The sequence below is a fragment of the Xanthomonas sp. fls2-241-TYG-148 genome (assembly GCF_030208815.1).
GTDB lineage: Bacteria > Pseudomonadota > Gammaproteobacteria > Xanthomonadales > Xanthomonadaceae > Xanthomonas > Xanthomonas campestris.
The window spans coordinates 956,815-972,962 of the sequence record NZ_JARVTE010000001.1; the positions used below are offsets into that span (position 1 = coordinate 956,815).

The 16,148-nt window shown below is 65.7% G+C and carries 9 protein-coding genes; all 9 read right to left on the minus strand.

All coding sequences use genetic code 11. From position 1 onward, the window contains the following. Positions 1 to 50: 50 nt before the first annotated feature. Complete coding sequence (locus QRM60_RS04270; RefSeq protein ID WP_285445682.1) at positions 51 to 4,967, minus strand: alpha-2-macroglobulin; 4,917 nt, start codon at positions 4,965 to 4,967, stop codon at positions 51 to 53. A gap of 767 nt (positions 4,968 to 5,734) precedes the next feature. Beyond that, complete coding sequence (locus QRM60_RS04275; RefSeq protein WP_192884122.1) at positions 5,735 to 6,736, minus strand: nucleoside hydrolase; 1,002 nt, start codon at positions 6,734 to 6,736, stop codon at positions 5,735 to 5,737. Positions 6,737 to 6,809: 73 nt separating this feature from the next. Continuing rightward, on the minus strand, positions 6,810 to 9,026 hold the full coding sequence (locus QRM60_RS04280) for a TonB-dependent receptor (protein ID WP_011036237.1): 2,217 nt from the start codon (positions 9,024 to 9,026) through the stop codon (positions 6,810 to 6,812). A gap of 252 nt (positions 9,027 to 9,278) precedes the next feature. Then, entirely contained in the window at positions 9,279 to 10,478 is a 1,200-nt protein-coding gene (gene prpF / locus QRM60_RS04285) for a 2-methylaconitate cis-trans isomerase PrpF (RefSeq protein ID WP_285445683.1), read from the minus strand. Positions 10,479 to 10,571: 93 nt separating this feature from the next. Then, positions 10,572 to 10,889: a type II toxin-antitoxin system RelE/ParE family toxin gene (locus QRM60_RS04290; RefSeq protein ID WP_011036235.1), complete on the minus strand. Its 318-nt coding sequence runs from the start codon at positions 10,887 to 10,889 to the stop codon at positions 10,572 to 10,574. Beyond that, positions 10,886 to 11,128, minus strand: a complete 243-nt coding sequence (locus QRM60_RS04295) for a type II toxin-antitoxin system ParD family antitoxin (protein WP_019237897.1) — start codon at positions 11,126 to 11,128, stop codon at positions 10,886 to 10,888. Before QRM60_RS04295 ends, QRM60_RS04290 begins: the two co-directional genes overlap by 4 nt. An 86-nt stretch (positions 11,129 to 11,214) precedes the next feature. Next, on the minus strand, positions 11,215 to 13,809 hold the full coding sequence (gene acnD / locus QRM60_RS04300) for a Fe/S-dependent 2-methylisocitrate dehydratase AcnD (protein ID WP_285445684.1): 2,595 nt from the start codon (positions 13,807 to 13,809) through the stop codon (positions 11,215 to 11,217). Between the two features lie 199 nt (positions 13,810 to 14,008). After that, on the minus strand, positions 14,009 to 15,163 hold the full coding sequence (gene prpC, locus QRM60_RS04305; protein WP_115555542.1) for a 2-methylcitrate synthase: 1,155 nt from the start codon (positions 15,161 to 15,163) through the stop codon (positions 14,009 to 14,011). 75 nt (positions 15,164 to 15,238) lie between these two features. Then, a complete protein-coding gene (gene prpB / locus QRM60_RS04310; RefSeq protein WP_012439038.1) occupies positions 15,239 to 16,135 on the minus strand; it encodes a methylisocitrate lyase in 897 nt (298 codons plus the stop codon). Positions 16,136 to 16,148: the final 13 nt, after the last annotated feature.

Below are 16,148 nucleotides of genomic sequence, written 5' to 3' on the forward strand. Positions count from 1 at the left end.
CATTCCCAGGGAAGCCTCACCGCGCGCAAGCGCGCTCCGACCGTGATGCCTTACGGCTGCACCACCGTGATCGTGGCCGGGTTGGTGCGGCCGACGCCGCGCAGGTCTGGGCGGTACATGTCTTCCACCAAGGACGGCGGCACGGTGTAGGTGCCCGGGGTGACGGCGCGGACCAGGTAGAACACCTGCGCCTTGCTGCCCGAAGACAACGACAGCGCGGCCACGTAGCGGTCATCGCGGAACTCTTCGTGCTTGACGTCGGCGGCGCTGGAACGCTCGCTGATGCCGATGCCGTCCACCACCACGTCGGCCCACTGCTTGGCATCGCCCAGGTTGAAGTTCTCGATTTCCAGGCCAGCCGGCAGCAGGTCGGTGAGCAAGGCGTCGCGCATGCTGGTGTTGGCGGTGATGGTGACGCGCACGATCAGCGCCTCGCCTTCCTTGAGCGCACGCGGCGTCCACGGCTTGCCGTCGGTGGTGTACCAGGTGCGTTCCACACTGAGATGGCGGGTGTCCGCTTCCGGTGCGCTGCGTGGGATGCCGGCCACTTCCAGGCTGGCATACATCGGCGCCTCGCCTTGCGGGACGAACTGCACGCCACGCGCCAGCGCGGCGCTGTCGAAGCTACGGCCAAACAGGCGTGCCGGCGCGATCTCCTGCGCCTCCCCACCCACCGTCAACGTGCCCGACACCGTCTTGCCCTGCGCCACCATCAGCGCCTTGCCCAGCCGCGCCAGCGCAACCTGCTCCTGCGTACTCAGCCACAGCGAACCACCACCGCGGCGCGCGTCCAGCGCCTGGCCCAGCGTCACCGCGCGGGTGTCGTACTCCGGCGAGGACAAGCCGCGCTCATGCAGCAACGCCATCATCAATGCATCGTCGCGGATCGCGCTGCCGTAGTCGCCGAAGTACGGCGGCCGGTCTGCGCTGTTCTTGGCAAAGCCGGCCTTGATTGCCGCCTGGCCACGCTTGGTATCGCCCTGCAGCGAGAGTGCCGCGCCCAGATGCACCAGCGACAACCCGGTCAGTGCCTTGTCGCGCTGGTTGTCGTACAGCGCGCGCAGCGTGCCCAGCGGCGCACGGTTCACGCGTGCCAGCACATAGCCAGACCACGCCTGGTTGGCGAACTTGAGGTTGTCGCGGCGGTCCTGGCCGTAGAACTCGTTACCACCGGAGAGCAGATCCTCGCTGAGGCGATTGAGCGCCTTCTGCAGCACGTTGTCGGGCACCGCAAACCCGGCGTCCTTGGCATCGAGCAGGAACTCGGCGATGTACGGGGTCAGGCCCGGATTGACGTAACCATCGTCGCCCCACATCGAGAAATGCCCGCTGGCAATCTGCATCGAGGCCAGCCGGCCGAACGCGCCTTCCATGCGCTCGCGGCGGGTGGCCGCATCCAGCCCCTTGGTGCCCAGCGCCTTGGCCGTGGCCTCGTCCAGCAGCAAGGCCGCATAGCCCTTGCTGGTGGTCTGCTCGGCGCAGCCGTACGGATAGTTCAACGCATCCTGCAACGCGCTGGCGAACGGAATCGGCGGCAGCGGGCTGACCAGCATGCGTGCGGTCACCGAGCCGGCCATCAGACCCTCGGTCAGGCCCGCATCCATGCTCACCGGTGCCAACGGATCCAGCACACGCGTCTGCGTGCGCAACACCTGCGGCCAGCCGGCACGCACCGGCAGGTCGTAGCTGCGGTCGGCCTTGAAGCCGTTGCCGTCCACACGCACGCGCACCTTGGCCACGCTATAGCCTTCGGTGGCGGTGAGCGGGAAGCTCAGCGTCTGCTTGCCATCGGTGGCCAGCTTGACGCTGCGCGCCGCCTCGGCAATGGCCAGCGGGCCGATGCCGTCCACGCGCACGTTGAACTCACCCGGCTTGCCGGTGAAGTTCTGCACGTCCAACGTCACCGTGCTGCGGTCGCCCGGCGCCATCACGCGCGGCATGCTGGCTTCGGCCAGGATCGGCGCACGCACGATGGTTTCCATGTCGCGGTTGCCGTAGCGCGTGTCCGAGTACACCAGTGCCGAGACACGCAGCGTGCCGTTGAAATCCGGCACCGGCAGTTGCACGCGTGCATTGCCCTTGGCATCGAGTTGCACCGACCCGGAGAACAGGTCCACCGTCTGCACGCGTGCGGTCGGGCGCTTGGCCTGCGGCAGCGCTTCCAGGGCCATGTCGCCACCGAACTTGAGCTTGCCGCTGGCGCCGTCGAAACTTTCGATCACCCGTCCGTAGATGTCGTAGGCATCGGTGCCCAGCCGGCGCTGCGCGAAGAACTGGGCGTTGGCATCGGGCACCGGGAAGCGGGTGATGTTGAGAATGCCCACGTCCACCGCCGAGATGGTGACGTGCGCGGCCTTGCCGGCCAGCTCCGGCACACTCACGGTCACTGGCAACGGTTGTTCCGGGCGCATCTGCTTGGGCGCAGACAGGCCCACCGCCACGCGCCGCGCCTTGCGGTCCATCGGCACGAACGCCACGCCCACCGCGCGTGCGGGGGTGATCTTGCTCGGCGCGCTGCCGCCGCGGAACACCAGCGCGGTCACGTACACGTCGTGCCGTTCCCAGGCCTCGGTGACCGGAATCTCGAAAGTGCTGCCCGGCTTGACGTCGATGTCCTGCACGTACAGCAGCTTGTCGCTTTCCACCAGCAGCACACCCTTGCCGGCATGCGGCGGGGTCAGCGTGACCTTGAGCGTGTCGCCGGCGCGGTAGCCGGTCTTGTCCAGCGCCAGCTTGACCTTGTCCGGGCGCGCGTCCAGGCCGCGGTTTTCGTCATTCCAGCTCCAGCCGGCGCGGAATGGATAGCGCGTGGTCAGGCCGGTGGCCGGGTCGAACACGTCCAGGCGGTACTCGCCCCACTCCACCGGGAAATCGAGCTTGGCATTGCCGCTGCCGACGTCGATCGTGCGGGTGTCCTTGTTCTCGAAGCGGCGGGTGAAGTCGTAATCCCAATGGTCGTCGGTGTAGTTCCAGTGGTAGTCGCGCAGTTCGCGCACCAGCGTGGCCTTGAGCCCCTTGGCGGGCTGCGGTTTGCCCTCGGCATCCACGCGGGTGATCTCGAAGCGTGCGTTGCTGTTGGCATCGGCGCCGTCGGTGTCATCGAACAACGGGCGCACGCCGACCAGCGCCTTGGCCGGCCACAGCACGCGCTTGATGGTGCGGGTCACGGTGCGCCCGCCGGTCTCGTACACGCTGCCCGACACCACTGCGGCAATGGTGCTGACCGGCTTGGCTTCGTCCGGCAGCGCGATGTCTTCGCGCAACACACCATCGCCGCCGAATTCGGTGTCGATCACGTCCTTGGCTTCGCGCGGCAGCTCCAGCGTGGGGTCACCGAAGAACCAGCCCGGCAACGACTCCAGCGGATGCTGCTCCACGCTCACCGCCAGCTTGGCGGTGAAGCGGTTGCCATCGGCCGGCGCGCCGTACAGATACGCGGCATTGGCGATCAGGGTGAAGGGCTTGCCGGCGCTCAAGGTCTTTTGCGCGGCGTCCAGGTCCAGCTTCATGCGTTCGGGCAGGAACTCTTCCACGCGCACGGTCATGCCCTGCACGGCGTCCTTGCTGCCGGGGTCGGTGCGGAATTCCACCTGCCAGCGGCCAGTCGGCGCATCGGCGGGAATCTGCTGGGTGAATTCGAAATAGCCCTGCTCGCCCGGCTGCAGCTTGGTTTCGCGGAAGGTCTTGCCGTCGGGCTGCTTGAGACGCAGGAACACCGGCTGGCCGCCCTTGGTCGGCCCGCTGGTGGGCTTGCCATCGTTGTCGCGCAGGATCGCCGACACGCGCATGGTCTCGCCGGGGCGATACAGGTCGCGGCCGGCCCAGGCGAACACGTCGAACCAGGCGCCTTCGCGCCCGGCCACGGCAAATTCGCTCAGATCCAGCGCCGGCTGGTTGAACGGCAGCATCGAAATATCGGTCTTGCTGCGCGCCACCAGCACGTGGCTGGCGTCGAGCGTGTAGTTGAGCAACGCATTGCCGTTGGCGTCGGTGCTGCCCTTGAGGAACAGCTCGCCCTTGGCATCGAGGATGCGCAGTTCCACGTTCTTGGCTGGCTCACCGCTCTGCAGCGAGGCGGTGTGCACGAACAGCTTGTCCTTGTAGGCGCGCGTGTGCAGGCCGATGTCGCTGACGGTGAAGAAGGCGGTGTCGAATTCGTTTTCGAAGGTGCCGGCGCGCTTCATCACCGCGAAATACAGGCCCGGCTCCTGCAGCTCCTTGATGTCCTGCGTGGGCAGGTAGGTCAGCACGCGCTCGTTCTGCTTGCCGCCCAGGATGAAGCGGTTGACGTAGATCGGGTCGGCCAGTTTGGACAGCGGTGCGTTCTCGCTGTACTCGTTTTCCAGGTCCCAGCTGCCGCGTCGGCCGCCGCGCTGGAACTGGTGGAAGAACGCCGGCAGCGACTTCTCGCGCACCCGCAAAAATTCCACGTCCACTTCCGGCACGTTTACCGACACCACCGGCAAGCCGCGGCTTTCACGCGCTGGCAGCACGCTGCCCTGCGAGGCGAAGCCGGCCACCGGCTTCAACTCACCGGTGTAGACCTTCTGCTTGAGGGGCTTGCCCAGGCGGCTGCCATCGGCGGCGAGCAGGTTGGCGGCGATCAGGACGGTATAGTCCTTGGCCGCTTCCACGTACGGGTAGCGCAGCGTCTTGCCGTCGTCAGACAGCGACCAGCTGCTGTCGCCGTTGCCGACCTTTTCCTCGAAGCGCACCAGCGCATCGAAGTCCTGCGTGCCCACCAGCGGCCGCGAGAACTCCAGCGCCAGCGACAGGCCGTCGCTGGTCTGGTCGGGGTAAGCGCGCGCCAGGCCAAAGCCGGTGATGCCTTGCTTGTCGGCCTTGATCGCCTCGCCACTGGCAGTGGGCAACTGGCCGCTTTCGTTGCGCTTGCACGCCACGCTCCCCAGCGCCACCGTCAGCAACACCACCCACAGCAGCATCCGCCGCACGCCCGACGACGTCATCCCTGATTCCTGCCTGTCCATTCGCGCTACCCCATGACTGAGGCGGCAAGTATAGCGACGTGCTTCACGCCGCCGATGTTCGATATGTGGCCGGTCGCGGACTTGCCGATGGGCGGTGAGCCTGCGCTGCGGTAGATGCGTGGCGATGGCAACGGCGCGTCCGGCCCGCGGATTCAGTGGCTTTTTAGCCGCACGTTTGAGATGCAGTCAGAAGCCTGGTTGGTCGAGGGCGCGGTGCCCTCGCCGCTCGTGGGACACGCCGTGAATCCGTCCATGCAGGCTCAGTAGCGGCATCCATGTCGCTACATGGTCCCGCAATCGGCAAGGACACCGCACCGGAGTGTGAGTCGGTTGCGTTGTAGAAAACATGCACACCGACACTCTCGACCGGATTGCCGCGTGGACAATCAGCTCCACAACGCAACGACATCAACGGCAGCGTCTACAAAGCAACCGGCTCACACTCTGGTGCGGTGCCCTCGCCGATTGCGGGACCGTTGGCGGCATGGATGCCGCCATCGAGCCCCCAGGGACGGTTCACGGCGTGTCCCGCGAGCGGTGGCGGCGCCGCGCACCCGGCCAACCAGTCTGTGGCTGCGTCCAATAAAGTGCGGCCAACAAAACCACTGCGCTTACCGCCAGGCTGGCGTTCGCCACGACAGGTGGTGGCAGCGGCGCGCAGGAACCGAAGTGGACGAATGCGATATGCCGATTCGTAACGCGGCCGCGCCCGCCTGGCGGCTGCGCAGTCGTTTTGATAGCTGCGCTTAGTGCGACTGCAACAACGTGCGCATATACATATCGATCAACGCCGGCTTGTCCGCGCGCAGGCAAGCCTGCACGTTCGGCGTGCCTGTGCCTTCGCGCGTGTACCCCTGCGCATCGACTTCCAGATGCAATGGCGTGGTCGGGCATAACTGCGGTTGCAGCAGCCAGGCCACCGGCACCACGTCGAACAACGTGGGCGTGGCGCTGGCCCACGGCTGGTCGGTGTTGCGCCACTGGTAGTACAGCTGGGTGAGTGCATCGGTCAGGCCATCGCCCTGTGCAAACAGGACAACGCGCTCGGGTTCTTCCAGCGTGATCTGGGTGGCGTCCAGCGGTAGCAGCACGATCGGCACGCCAGCGGCGAACACCCGTTGTGCGGCGGGCACATCGGCCAGCAGGTTGTACTCCGGTGCCGGCGCGCTGGCCGGGCGGTACGCCGACTTGCCGTAACCCATCCGCACCGAGCCGCCCATCGCCACGATGCGCTTGAGCTTGGCAAATCCGGCCGGGTCGCGCTGCTGTGCACGCGCAGCATCGGTCATCGGCCCTAGCACCAGCAGGGTCACCTCGCCGGGATGCAGGCGCGCCTGCTGCAGGATCATCGCCGCCGCATCCGGCAGCTTGCCTGGTAGCTGCCCCTTGGCCGCCCAACGCGCCTGGCTGAAGGGAATCGTGCTGGTGGTGCGCTCGCCCACCGCCAACGGAATTTCGCTGCGTCCGGCCTGCCGCAACAGCCGCTGCAGCAAGTGCGCGCGCAGCGTGGTATCGCCCCAGGCCGAGGCAATGCCCAGCACCTGCAGCTGCGGGCTGCGCAGCAGCAGGCCCAGCGCGAAGGCGTCGTCGATGTCATCGCCGATATCGGTGGACACCACCACGCGCTCGGCCGCGGCGATGGCCGGCACTGTCTGCGCCTGCGCCGCCGCTGCCTGCACACCGCTGCACGCCAGCATCCCGCACAGGCCCACCGCTATCAGCCACCTCGTTGCCCACCGTTGTCGCATCACTGCACTCCACCACAAAAAAAACCGCCGGCATGATAGCCGGCGGTCTGGATCGCTTACCTCACACCGGCCATCAGAAATTGGCGCGGAACTGTGCACCGACGATGCGCGGGTCGTTGATGAAACCGGTGAGGTTGTTGAAGTCGATCGCACCGGTGGCGCGGATCTGGTTGGTGCAGTTGCGGCAGAACACCGACAGCTCGTACGCACCGGCGCCCCAGTTGTAGCCGATCTTCGCGCCACCTTCGACCAACGGCTGGCCGACGAACTCACGCGAGTCGTACAGGAAGAAGTTCACTTCGCTGCGGTAGGACCAGTCGGTGTAGAAGAACAGCTCGCCGTCATCGCCCATCGGGATGCCGTAGCGCAGCGTAGCGTTGGCCATCCACTTGGATGCCTGCGGCAGTGCGTTGCCATCGATGATGGCGTTGCCGGCGGCGTTGAGCGGGTCGGTTACGGTGCAGGTGCGGCACACGCCCACCGACAGGGTCGGGTCTTCGATGCGGGTCCAGTTGTAGGCACCGCCGGCGGTCACACGCAGGTTCTGGGTGATCAGCGCTTCGAAGTCGAATTCGGCACCGCGTGCCTTGGTCTTGTCGGCGTTGAGCAGGCGCACATCGTTGGAGGCGCCGCCCACTGCGGTGAGCTGCTGGTTCTTCACCCGGAAGTCGTAGACGTCGAAGCTGATGCGGGCGCGGTTGTCGAACAGGTCGGACTTGATGCCGATCTCGAACGAATCCACCGTCTCCGGCTCGGCCACGGTCAGCGGTGCGGTGCCCGAAGGCACACCAAAGCTGGCGCCGCGGAAACCGCGTGCGGCACGTGCGTAGACGTTGACCGCATCGTTGATGGCGAAGGTCGCCGCCACATCGCCGGTGACCTTGGAGTTGTCGGTCTCGCCGCTGGAGGGTTCCACCAGCGTGACGCGGTCCAGCGCCAGCACGTCGAAGGTCTTCTTGTCGTAGGTGTAGCGGATGCCGGCGCGCAGGTTCAGGCGGTCGGTGGCGGCATAGTTCAACGAGCCGAACGCTGCCCACGAGGTATTGCGCTGACGGGTCAGTTGGTAGCTGGCCAAATCGCCGCCGCTGAAGGTGTTGTAGGTGTAGTTCTCGCCTTCCACGTCGTCATGGAAGTAGTACAGGCCAGCCTGCCAGTTGAGCGGGCCCGCGTACTGCGATTCGGCACGCAGCTCCTGGCTGTACTGGTCCAGGCTCTTGATGCCGCCGGCGGTTTCCACCGGGAACGGGATCGGGCCGGGGCCGGACGGCGGCGCGAACACTGCACCGAAGCCGCCGTCGATATCGCCGCGGCTGTAGTACTTGCCGATGCCTTCATAGGCGGTGATCGAGTGCAACGCGATGTCGCCCAGATCCCAGCTCAGATTGGCGCTGCCGCCGTAGGTCTGCAGTTCCTGGTTGTTGGCGCCATCGATGGAGGCGCGCTCCGGGTCGAAGCCATCCACCAGCTGGTTGGTGCCCGGCTGGAAGATGTTGGCGCGGAACAGACGCGCGGTGCCGTCCAGGTGGCGGGCGTGCGCGTTGAACAGCGCACTGAACGTGTCGCTGCCCTGGTACAGCAGCTGCAGGCGCACGGCCGAGTCGGTATAGCCTTCCAGGTCGCGGCCGTCGCGGTTTTCCACCCAGTCGTCGCGGCGCTGGCCCAGCGTGGACAGACGCGCCGCCCAATGCTCGCCCATGGCGATGCTCAGGCCGCTTTCCAGGGTCATGGTGCCGTAGGTGCCGTAGGACAGGCTGGCGTAGCCGTCATTGGCGCCAATGGTCGGCTTGACCGAATTGAACTTGACCACGCCCGCCGGCGTGTTGCGGCCGAACAGCGTGCCCTGCGGGCCGCGCAGCACTTCCAGGCCTTCCAGATCGAAGATCGGGAAGCCCTTGAGGAAGGCGTTTTCCTGCACCACGTCGTCGTACACCAACGACACCGGCTGCGAGGCGTAGGTGTTGAAGTCGGTGTTGCCGTAGCCGCGGATATACACGCGCGGGAACACACGCCCGTTGGAGGATTCGATATTCAGGCTCGGCGCCTTGCCGGCCAGCACGCGGATGTCCGAGCCGCTGGTGGAGATGGCATCCAGAAATTCCGGACGCAGCACCGAGGCGGACACGGGCACGTCCTTGGAGTCTTCCGAGCGGCGCTCCACCGTGACCTTGACCGCGTCCAGACGCGCAATGCCGTCATCGCTGGGCGCCTGCTGGGCCGCAGCGTAGAACGGAAGAAGGGAAGCGACGGCAACGGCGAGCGCGCTGACCTGAAGCGACCGGCTGGCTGACATGGGGAGACTCCGGATTCTGGTGACGGGGCGGCCTGGCTTTCATGCCGCGTTGCAACAGAATTAACACGATTTACACAAATATGGCAGAGCGCGTGCGAAAAAGTTTTCGGAATTCTAAATAGCGTTCTAATTAATGCAACAGGGGCGTGCAATTTCCGCGCTGCAGCCCCGCTGGCGGCAGCGGTACGACACAGCTGCCGCCCCTTGGATCAGCGCAGCGACGCGGACGTCAGGCCTGTTTCGCTGCGCCGATTACCCGAGCCCGGCAGCATCAGCCGGCACCCGGACCCACCCTTCCATCAGCACGCGCGCACTGCGGCTCATCAACGCCTTGGTGACCTGCCACTGCCCGCCCACCTGGGTCGCCTCGGCGCCCACGCGCAAGGTGCCGGACGGGTGCCCGAAGCGCACCGCCGAGCGCGCGGCGCCGCCGGCGGCCAGATTAACCAGGGTGCCCGGCACAGCGGCGGCGGTGCCGATCGCCACCGCGGCGGTCCCCATCATGGCGTGGTGCAATTTACCCATCGACATGGCGCGCACCAGCAGATCGACCTCGGCCGCATGCACCGGTTTGCCGCTGGAGGCGGTGTAGTCGGCCGGCGGTGCCACGAAGGCGACTTTCGGGGTGTGCTGGCGCGTGGCCGCGTCCTCCACGCGTGCGATCAGGCCCATGCGCACCGCGCCGTGTGCGCGCAGGGTTTCGAACATGGTCAGCGCGCGCGGGTCGCCATTGATGGCGTCCTGCAGCTCGGTGCCGGTGTAGCCCAGGTCGCGCGCGTTGACGAAAATGGTGGGAATGCCGGCGTTGATCAGGGTGGCGTCGATGGTGCCCAGGCCGGGGACCTCCAGCGCATCGATCAGGTTGCCGGTCGGGAACATCGCCCCGCCCTCGCCTTCGGCAGCATCTGCCGGGTCCAGGAATTCCAGTTGCACTTCGGCCGCCGGAAAGGTCACGCCATCCAGTTCGAAGTCGCCGGTTTCCTGCACCTGGCCTGCGCGCATCGGTACGTGCGCCACGATGGTCTTGCCGATGTTGACCTGCCAGATCCGCACCGTGGCCACGCCATCGCTCGGCACGCGTGCCGCATCGACCAGGCCATTGGCAATCGCGAACGGCCCCACCGCCGCCGACAGATTGCCGCAGTTGCCGCTCCAGTCCACGAAGGCACTGTCGATGGACACCTGCCCGAACAGATAGTCCACGTCGTGCCCCGGCCGCGTGCTGGCGCAGACAATCACGCTCTTGCTGGTGCTCGACGTCGCCCCGCCCATGCCATCGATCTGCTTGCCATACGGATCCGGGCTACCGATCACCCGCAGCAACAACGCATCGCGCGCCGGTCCCGGCTGTTGTGCGGCAAGCGGCAGATCCTGCAGGCGGAAGAACACGCCCTTGCTGGTGCCGCCGCGCAGGTAGGTGGCGGGGATACGGAGTTGGGGCAAATGGGTCATGTCTGCTCGGTGAGGTTGAATTGAGTTGTGTGCGTGGACACGTCCGTTGCAGCAGCGCCGCGTGCTCGGCTTGGCGGGGCTGCGTGCCAGGCGTTACGGATGTGCGCTCATCCACGCAGGAATATCGCGTTGCATGTGCAGGACACGCCAGATGACGATGTCGGTTGCGCGCTCGTTGTAGAACAGCAGATAGGGAAACCGCTTGAGCGGCCAGACACGAATCTGCGGCAGCTTCAGCACCACCGCGTGGCGGCTCGAACCGGCCGCCGGATTGCGCATGAGCGTGGTCACCGCCGACTCCAGTGCTTTGGTAAAGGCCAATTCCAGCGCCAGCCCGCCCTCGGCGCCGTACCAGGCGGCGGCCTCGTCGACATCGCGCAGCGCCAAGGGGCGCCAGCGCGCCGGCTTCATTTTCCGGCAGCGCGCTGATGCGCACGGGCGCGCATGCTGTCAAAGAAGTCGGCCTCCATCGCAACAGCAGGCCCGGACTCTGCGCCGTCCAGCAACAGCGCGCGCAGGCTTTGCGCATCACGCTGCATACGGATCAGCTCGCGCAGATATTCGCTGCTCGAGCCGTAAGCATGTTCCAGGACCTGCTGGTCGACAAATTCCTTGAGCTCGTCCGGGAGCGAGATGTTCATGGTGGCCATGCAGCTCTCCGATGGCAAAGATTGCCAAAGTGTGCCTCCCGGCAGCGGCATCGGCAAGCCGCTGGGCGAGACGTACTGGCGCATCTTCAGGCTGCCTTGATTGCTTCCAGAAAATCCTGTGCAAACCGCTGCAGCACACCGCCCGCCTCGTAGATCGACACTTCTTCTGCGGTATCCAGGCGGCAGGTCACCGGCACCTGCAACTGCTCGCCGTTGCGTCGATGCACCGACAGCGTCAGCGTTGCGCCCGGGGTGCGTTCGCCAACCACATCGAACGTCTCGCTGCCATCGATACCCAGCGTCTTGCGGTCGGTCCCCGGCTTGAACTCCAGCGGCAACACGCCCATGCCGATTAGGTTCGTACGGTGAATCCGCTCGAACCCTTCGGCCACGATCGCCTCCACACCGGCCAGTCGCACGCCCTTGGCCGCCCAATCGCGCGACGAGCCTTGCCCGTAATCGGCACCGGCAATGATGATCAACGGCTGCTTGCGCTGCATGTAGGTTTCGATCGCCTCCCACATGCGCAGCACTTGCCTTTCCGGCTCCAGCCGCGCCAGCGAACCGGCGGTGACCTGGCCATCGACCACCGCCATTTCATTCACCAGCTTGGGGTTGGCAAAGGTCGCCCGCTGCGCGGTGAGATGGTCGCCACGGTGGGTGGCGTAGGAATTGAAGTCTTCTTCCGGCACGCCCATCTGCGTTAGATATTCACCGGCCGCGCTGCTGGCGAGAATCGCATTGGACGGCGAGAGGTGATCGGTGGTGATGTTGTCGCCCAACACCGCCAGCGGGCGCATGCCCTGCAAGGTGCGCGCACCTGCCAGCGCGCCCTCCCAATACGGTGGGCGGCGGATGTAGGTGCTCTGCGCGCGCCAGTCGTACAAGGGGCTGACGCGTGCACCTTGCAGGCCACTGCGCCTGAACATCGGCTCGTACACGCTGCGGAAATGCTCCGGCTTCACGCTGCGCGCGACCACCGCATCGATCTCCGCATCGCTGGGCCACAGGTCCTTGAGCGTGACCGGCACACCCTCGGCATCCACGCCCAGGACATCCTTCTCGATATCGAAGCGCACCGTGCCGGCGATGGCGTAGGCAATCACCAACGGCGGCGACGCGAGAAAAGCCTGCTTCGCGTACGGGTGAATGCGCCCATCGAAATTGCGGTTGCCCGACAACACCGCGGTGGCATACAGGTCGCGTTCGATGATTTCCTGCTGGATCACCGGGTCCAGCGCGCCGCTCATGCCGTTGCAGGTAGTGCAGGCAAACGCCACGATGCCGAAGCCCAGCTGCTCCAGCTCGCCAAGCAAGCCGGCCTCTTCCAGATACAGCTGCACCGCCTTGGAGCCGGGCGCCAGCGAGCTCTTCACCCATGGTTTGCGGGTGAGCCCGCGCGCGTTCGCATTGCGCGCCAGCAAGCCGGCGGCGATGACGTTGCGCGGATTGGAGGTATTGGTGCACGAGGTAATCGCCGCGATGATGACCGCACCATCGGGCATCTGCCCAGGCACCTGCTCCCACGCAGCGGCAATGCCACGGCTGGCCAGCTCGCTGGTCGCCACGCGCTTGTGCGGGTTCGACGGCCCGGCCATGTTGCGGACCACGCTGGACAGATCGAACTGCAGCACGCGCTCGTACTGCGCGGTGACCAGATCGTCGGCCCACAAGCCGGTCTGGCGTGCGTAGGTTTCCACCAGCGCAATCTGCGTGTCTTCGCGCCCGGTCAGGCGCAGGTAGTCCAGCGTCTGCTGGTCGATGTAGAACATCGCCGCGGTGGCGCCGAACTCCGGCGTCATGTTGGAAATGGTGGCGCGGTCGCCGATGGTCAGCGCACTGGCACCCGCACCGTAGAACTCCAGGTACGCGCCCACCACGCGCTGCTGGCGCAGGAATTCGGTCAGCGCCAGCACGATGTCGGTGGCGGTGATACCCGGCGCCGGCCGCCCCAGCAACTCCACGCCAATGATGTCCGGCAGCCGCATCCACGAAGCGCGGCCCAGCATCACGTTCTCCGCTTCCAGGCCACCAACGCCCACGGCAATTACGCCCAACGCATCCACGTGCGGGGTGTGGCTGTCGGTGCCCACGCAGGTATCCGGAAACGCCACACCGTCCTGCACGTAGATCACCGGCGACATTTTTTCCAGATTGATCTGATGCATGATCCCGTTGCCCGGCGGGATCACTTCCACGTTCTCGAATGCCCGCTTGGTCCATTCAATGAAGTGGAACCGGTCGGCATTGCGGCGGTCTTCCACGCCACGATTCTTGGCGAAGGCCTGCTTGTCGAAGCCGGCATATTCCACCGCCAGCGAGTGATCCACGATCAACTGCACTGGCACCACCGGATTGACCTGCGCCGGGTCACCGCCCTGCTCGGCAATGGCATCACGCAACCCGGCCAGATCCACCAATGCGGTCTGCCCGAGGATGTCGTGACAGACCACGCGCGCCGGAAACCACGGAAAATCCAGGTCGCGCTTGCGCTCGATCAACTGCCGCAGATAGGCGTCCACGTATTGCGGATCGACGCGGCGCACCAGGTTTTCGGCATGCACGCGCGCGGTGTACGGCAGCGTGGCATACGCACCGGGCTGCAACGCATCCACCGCGGCGCGGGCATCGAAATAGTCCAACGAGGTGCCCGGCAAGGGCTTGCGGTACGAGTTGTTCATGGCTGGCGACATCACGAAGCGGGCGGGGGCTTTGGAGCGGGAATCGGGAATCGGGAATCGGGAATCGGGAATCGGGAATCGGGAATCGGGTAAAGGCTGCAGGGCTGTGCGGTGTTTGCAAGTACAAAGTTGCGCTGTTCTCCGGCGATCTGCTCAAGAAGCAGGGCAATCGTTCAACAGCGCAACCTGCAATGCCTGCTCAGGCGCGCTGATCCAGCGGCACAAACGCCTGGTCTTCCGGCCCGGTGTAGTTGGCCGAGGGGCGGATGATCTTGCCGTCCACACGCTGCTCGATGATGTGCGCGCTCCAGCCGGCCGTGCGTGCCAGCACGAACAGCGGCGTGAACATCGCCGTCGGCACGCCCATCATGTGGTAGCTCACCGCACTGAACCAATCCAGGTTCGGGAACATCTTCTTGATGTCCCACATCACCGTTTCCAGGCGCTCGGCGATGTCGTACATCTTGCGGCTGCCCTGCTCGTCCGACAGCTCGCGGGCCACGCCCTTGATCACCTTGTTGCGCGGGTCGGACACCGTGTACACCGGATGGCCGAAGCCGATCACCACTTCCTTGCGCTCCACCCGTGCCTTGATGTCGGCCTCGGCCTCATCCGGCGTGTCGTAGCGCTTCTGCACTTCGAATGCCACTTCGTTGGCGCCGCCATGCTTGGGGCCACGCAACGCGCCGATGCCGCCGGCAATGGCGCTATACATGTCGCTACCGGTGCCAGCGATGACGCGGCTCGCAAACGTCGACGCATTGAATTCGTGCTCGGCATACAGGATCAGGCTGGTGTGCATCGCGCGCACCCAGGATTCCTTCGGCGCAAAGCCGTGCAACAGGTGCAGGAAATGCCCACCGATCGAATCGTCGTCGGTCTCCACCTCGATACGCTTGCCGTTGTGGCTGTAGTGGTACCAGTACAGCAGCATCGAGCCCAGGCTGGCCATCAGCTTGTCGGCGATGTCGCGCGCACCTGGATGGTTGTGGTCGTCCTTTTCCGGCTGCAGGCAGCCGAGCACGGAAACGCCGGTGCGCATCACATCCATCGGGTGCGCCGAGGGCGGCAGCTGTTCCAGCGCAGTTTTCACCGCCGCCGGCACGCCGCGCAGCGAGCGCAGCTTGGCCTTGTAACCACGCAGCTCGCCACTGTTGGGGAGCTTGCCGTGCACCAGCAGATACGCGATCTCTTCGAATTCGCTGCTGGTGGCCAGGTCCAGAATGTCGTAACCACGGTAGTGCAGATCGTTGCCGCTGCGCCCCACGGTGCACAGCGCGGTATTGCCGGCGGCGGTGCCGGACAGGGCAACCGATTTCTTCGGCTTGAAACCAGGAATGACGGTGTCGTTCATGCGATGACCTCTTCAGATATGGCGTGTCGCGAAATGACTAACGGGATGGCACCGGCGACGTGCTGCGCAGCGCGATCATGCGCCCTTGCGCGCGAACAAGGCATCCAGTCGCTGTTCGTAATCGTGGTAGCCGATGCGCTCGTACAACTCTTCGCGCGTCTGCATGCTTTCCAGCACGGCATTCTGATGCCCATCGCGGCGAATTGCGGTGTACACCGCTTCGGCGGCCTTGTTGGCAGCGCGGAAGGCAGACAGCGGAAACAACTGGATCGCCACGCCGGCCTGTGCGAGTTGGTCGCGCGTGAACAGCGGCGTCTTGCCGAATTCGGTGATGTTGGCCAGCACCGGCACGCGCACCGCATCAACGAAGCGCTGGTAGGTCTCCAGGTCATAGGCGGCCTCGGCAAAGATGCCATCCGCGCCCGCCTCCACGCAGGCAATCGCGCGTTCGATCGCGGCATCCACGCCTTCCATCTGGATCGCGTCGGTTCGCGCAATCAGGAAGAACGCCGGATCGGTCTTGGCATCGGCCGCTGCCTTGACCCGATCCACCATCTCGCCCTGGCTGACGATCTCCTTGCCCGGGCGATGGCCGCAGCGCTTGGCGCCGACCTGATCTTCGATATGGCAGCCGGCCGCGCCCGCCTTGATCAGCGACTTGATGGTGCGTTCGATATTGAACGCGCTCGGCCCGAAGCCGGTGTCCACGTCCACCAGCAACGGCAGCGCGCAGACATCGGTGATGCGGCGCACATCGATCAGCACGTCTTCCAGGGTGTTGATGCCCAGATCCGGCAAGCCCAACGACCCGGCCGCCACCCCGCCGCCGGAGAGGTAGATGGCCTGATAACCGGCGCGTTGCGCCAGCAGCGCGTGGTTGGCGTTGATGGCGCCGATCACCTGCAACGGCGATTCGGCGGCCAGGGCTGCGCGGAACCGGGCGCCAGCGGAAGACAGGGGCAAGGACGTCATGGCGATTCCTGAG

Coding starts and splice junctions, on each gene's coding strand:
- QRM60_RS04295 (WP_019237897.1), bottom strand. CDS start 11,128: ATGGCCACCATGAACATCTCGCTCCCGGACGAGCTCAAGGAATTTGTC.
- acnD (WP_285445684.1), bottom strand. CDS start 13,809: ATGAACAACTCGTACCGCAAGCCCTTGCCGGGCACCTCGTTGGACTAT.
- QRM60_RS04290 (WP_011036235.1), bottom strand. CDS start 10,889: ATGAAGCCGGCGCGCTGGCGCCCCTTGGCGCTGCGCGATGTCGACGAG.
- prpF (WP_285445683.1), bottom strand. CDS start 10,478: ATGACCCATTTGCCCCAACTCCGTATCCCCGCCACCTACCTGCGCGGC.
- QRM60_RS04280 (WP_011036237.1), bottom strand. CDS start 9,026: ATGTCAGCCAGCCGGTCGCTTCAGGTCAGCGCGCTCGCCGTTGCCGTC.
- QRM60_RS04275 (WP_192884122.1), bottom strand. CDS start 6,736: ATGCGACAACGGTGGGCAACGAGGTGGCTGATAGCGGTGGGCCTGTGC.
- prpB (WP_012439038.1), bottom strand. CDS start 16,135: ATGACGTCCTTGCCCCTGTCTTCCGCTGGCGCCCGGTTCCGCGCAGCC.
- QRM60_RS04270 (WP_285445682.1), bottom strand. CDS start 4,967: ATGACGTCGTCGGGCGTGCGGCGGATGCTGCTGTGGGTGGTGTTGCTG.
- prpC (WP_115555542.1), bottom strand. CDS start 15,163: ATGAACGACACCGTCATTCCTGGTTTCAAGCCGAAGAAATCGGTTGCC.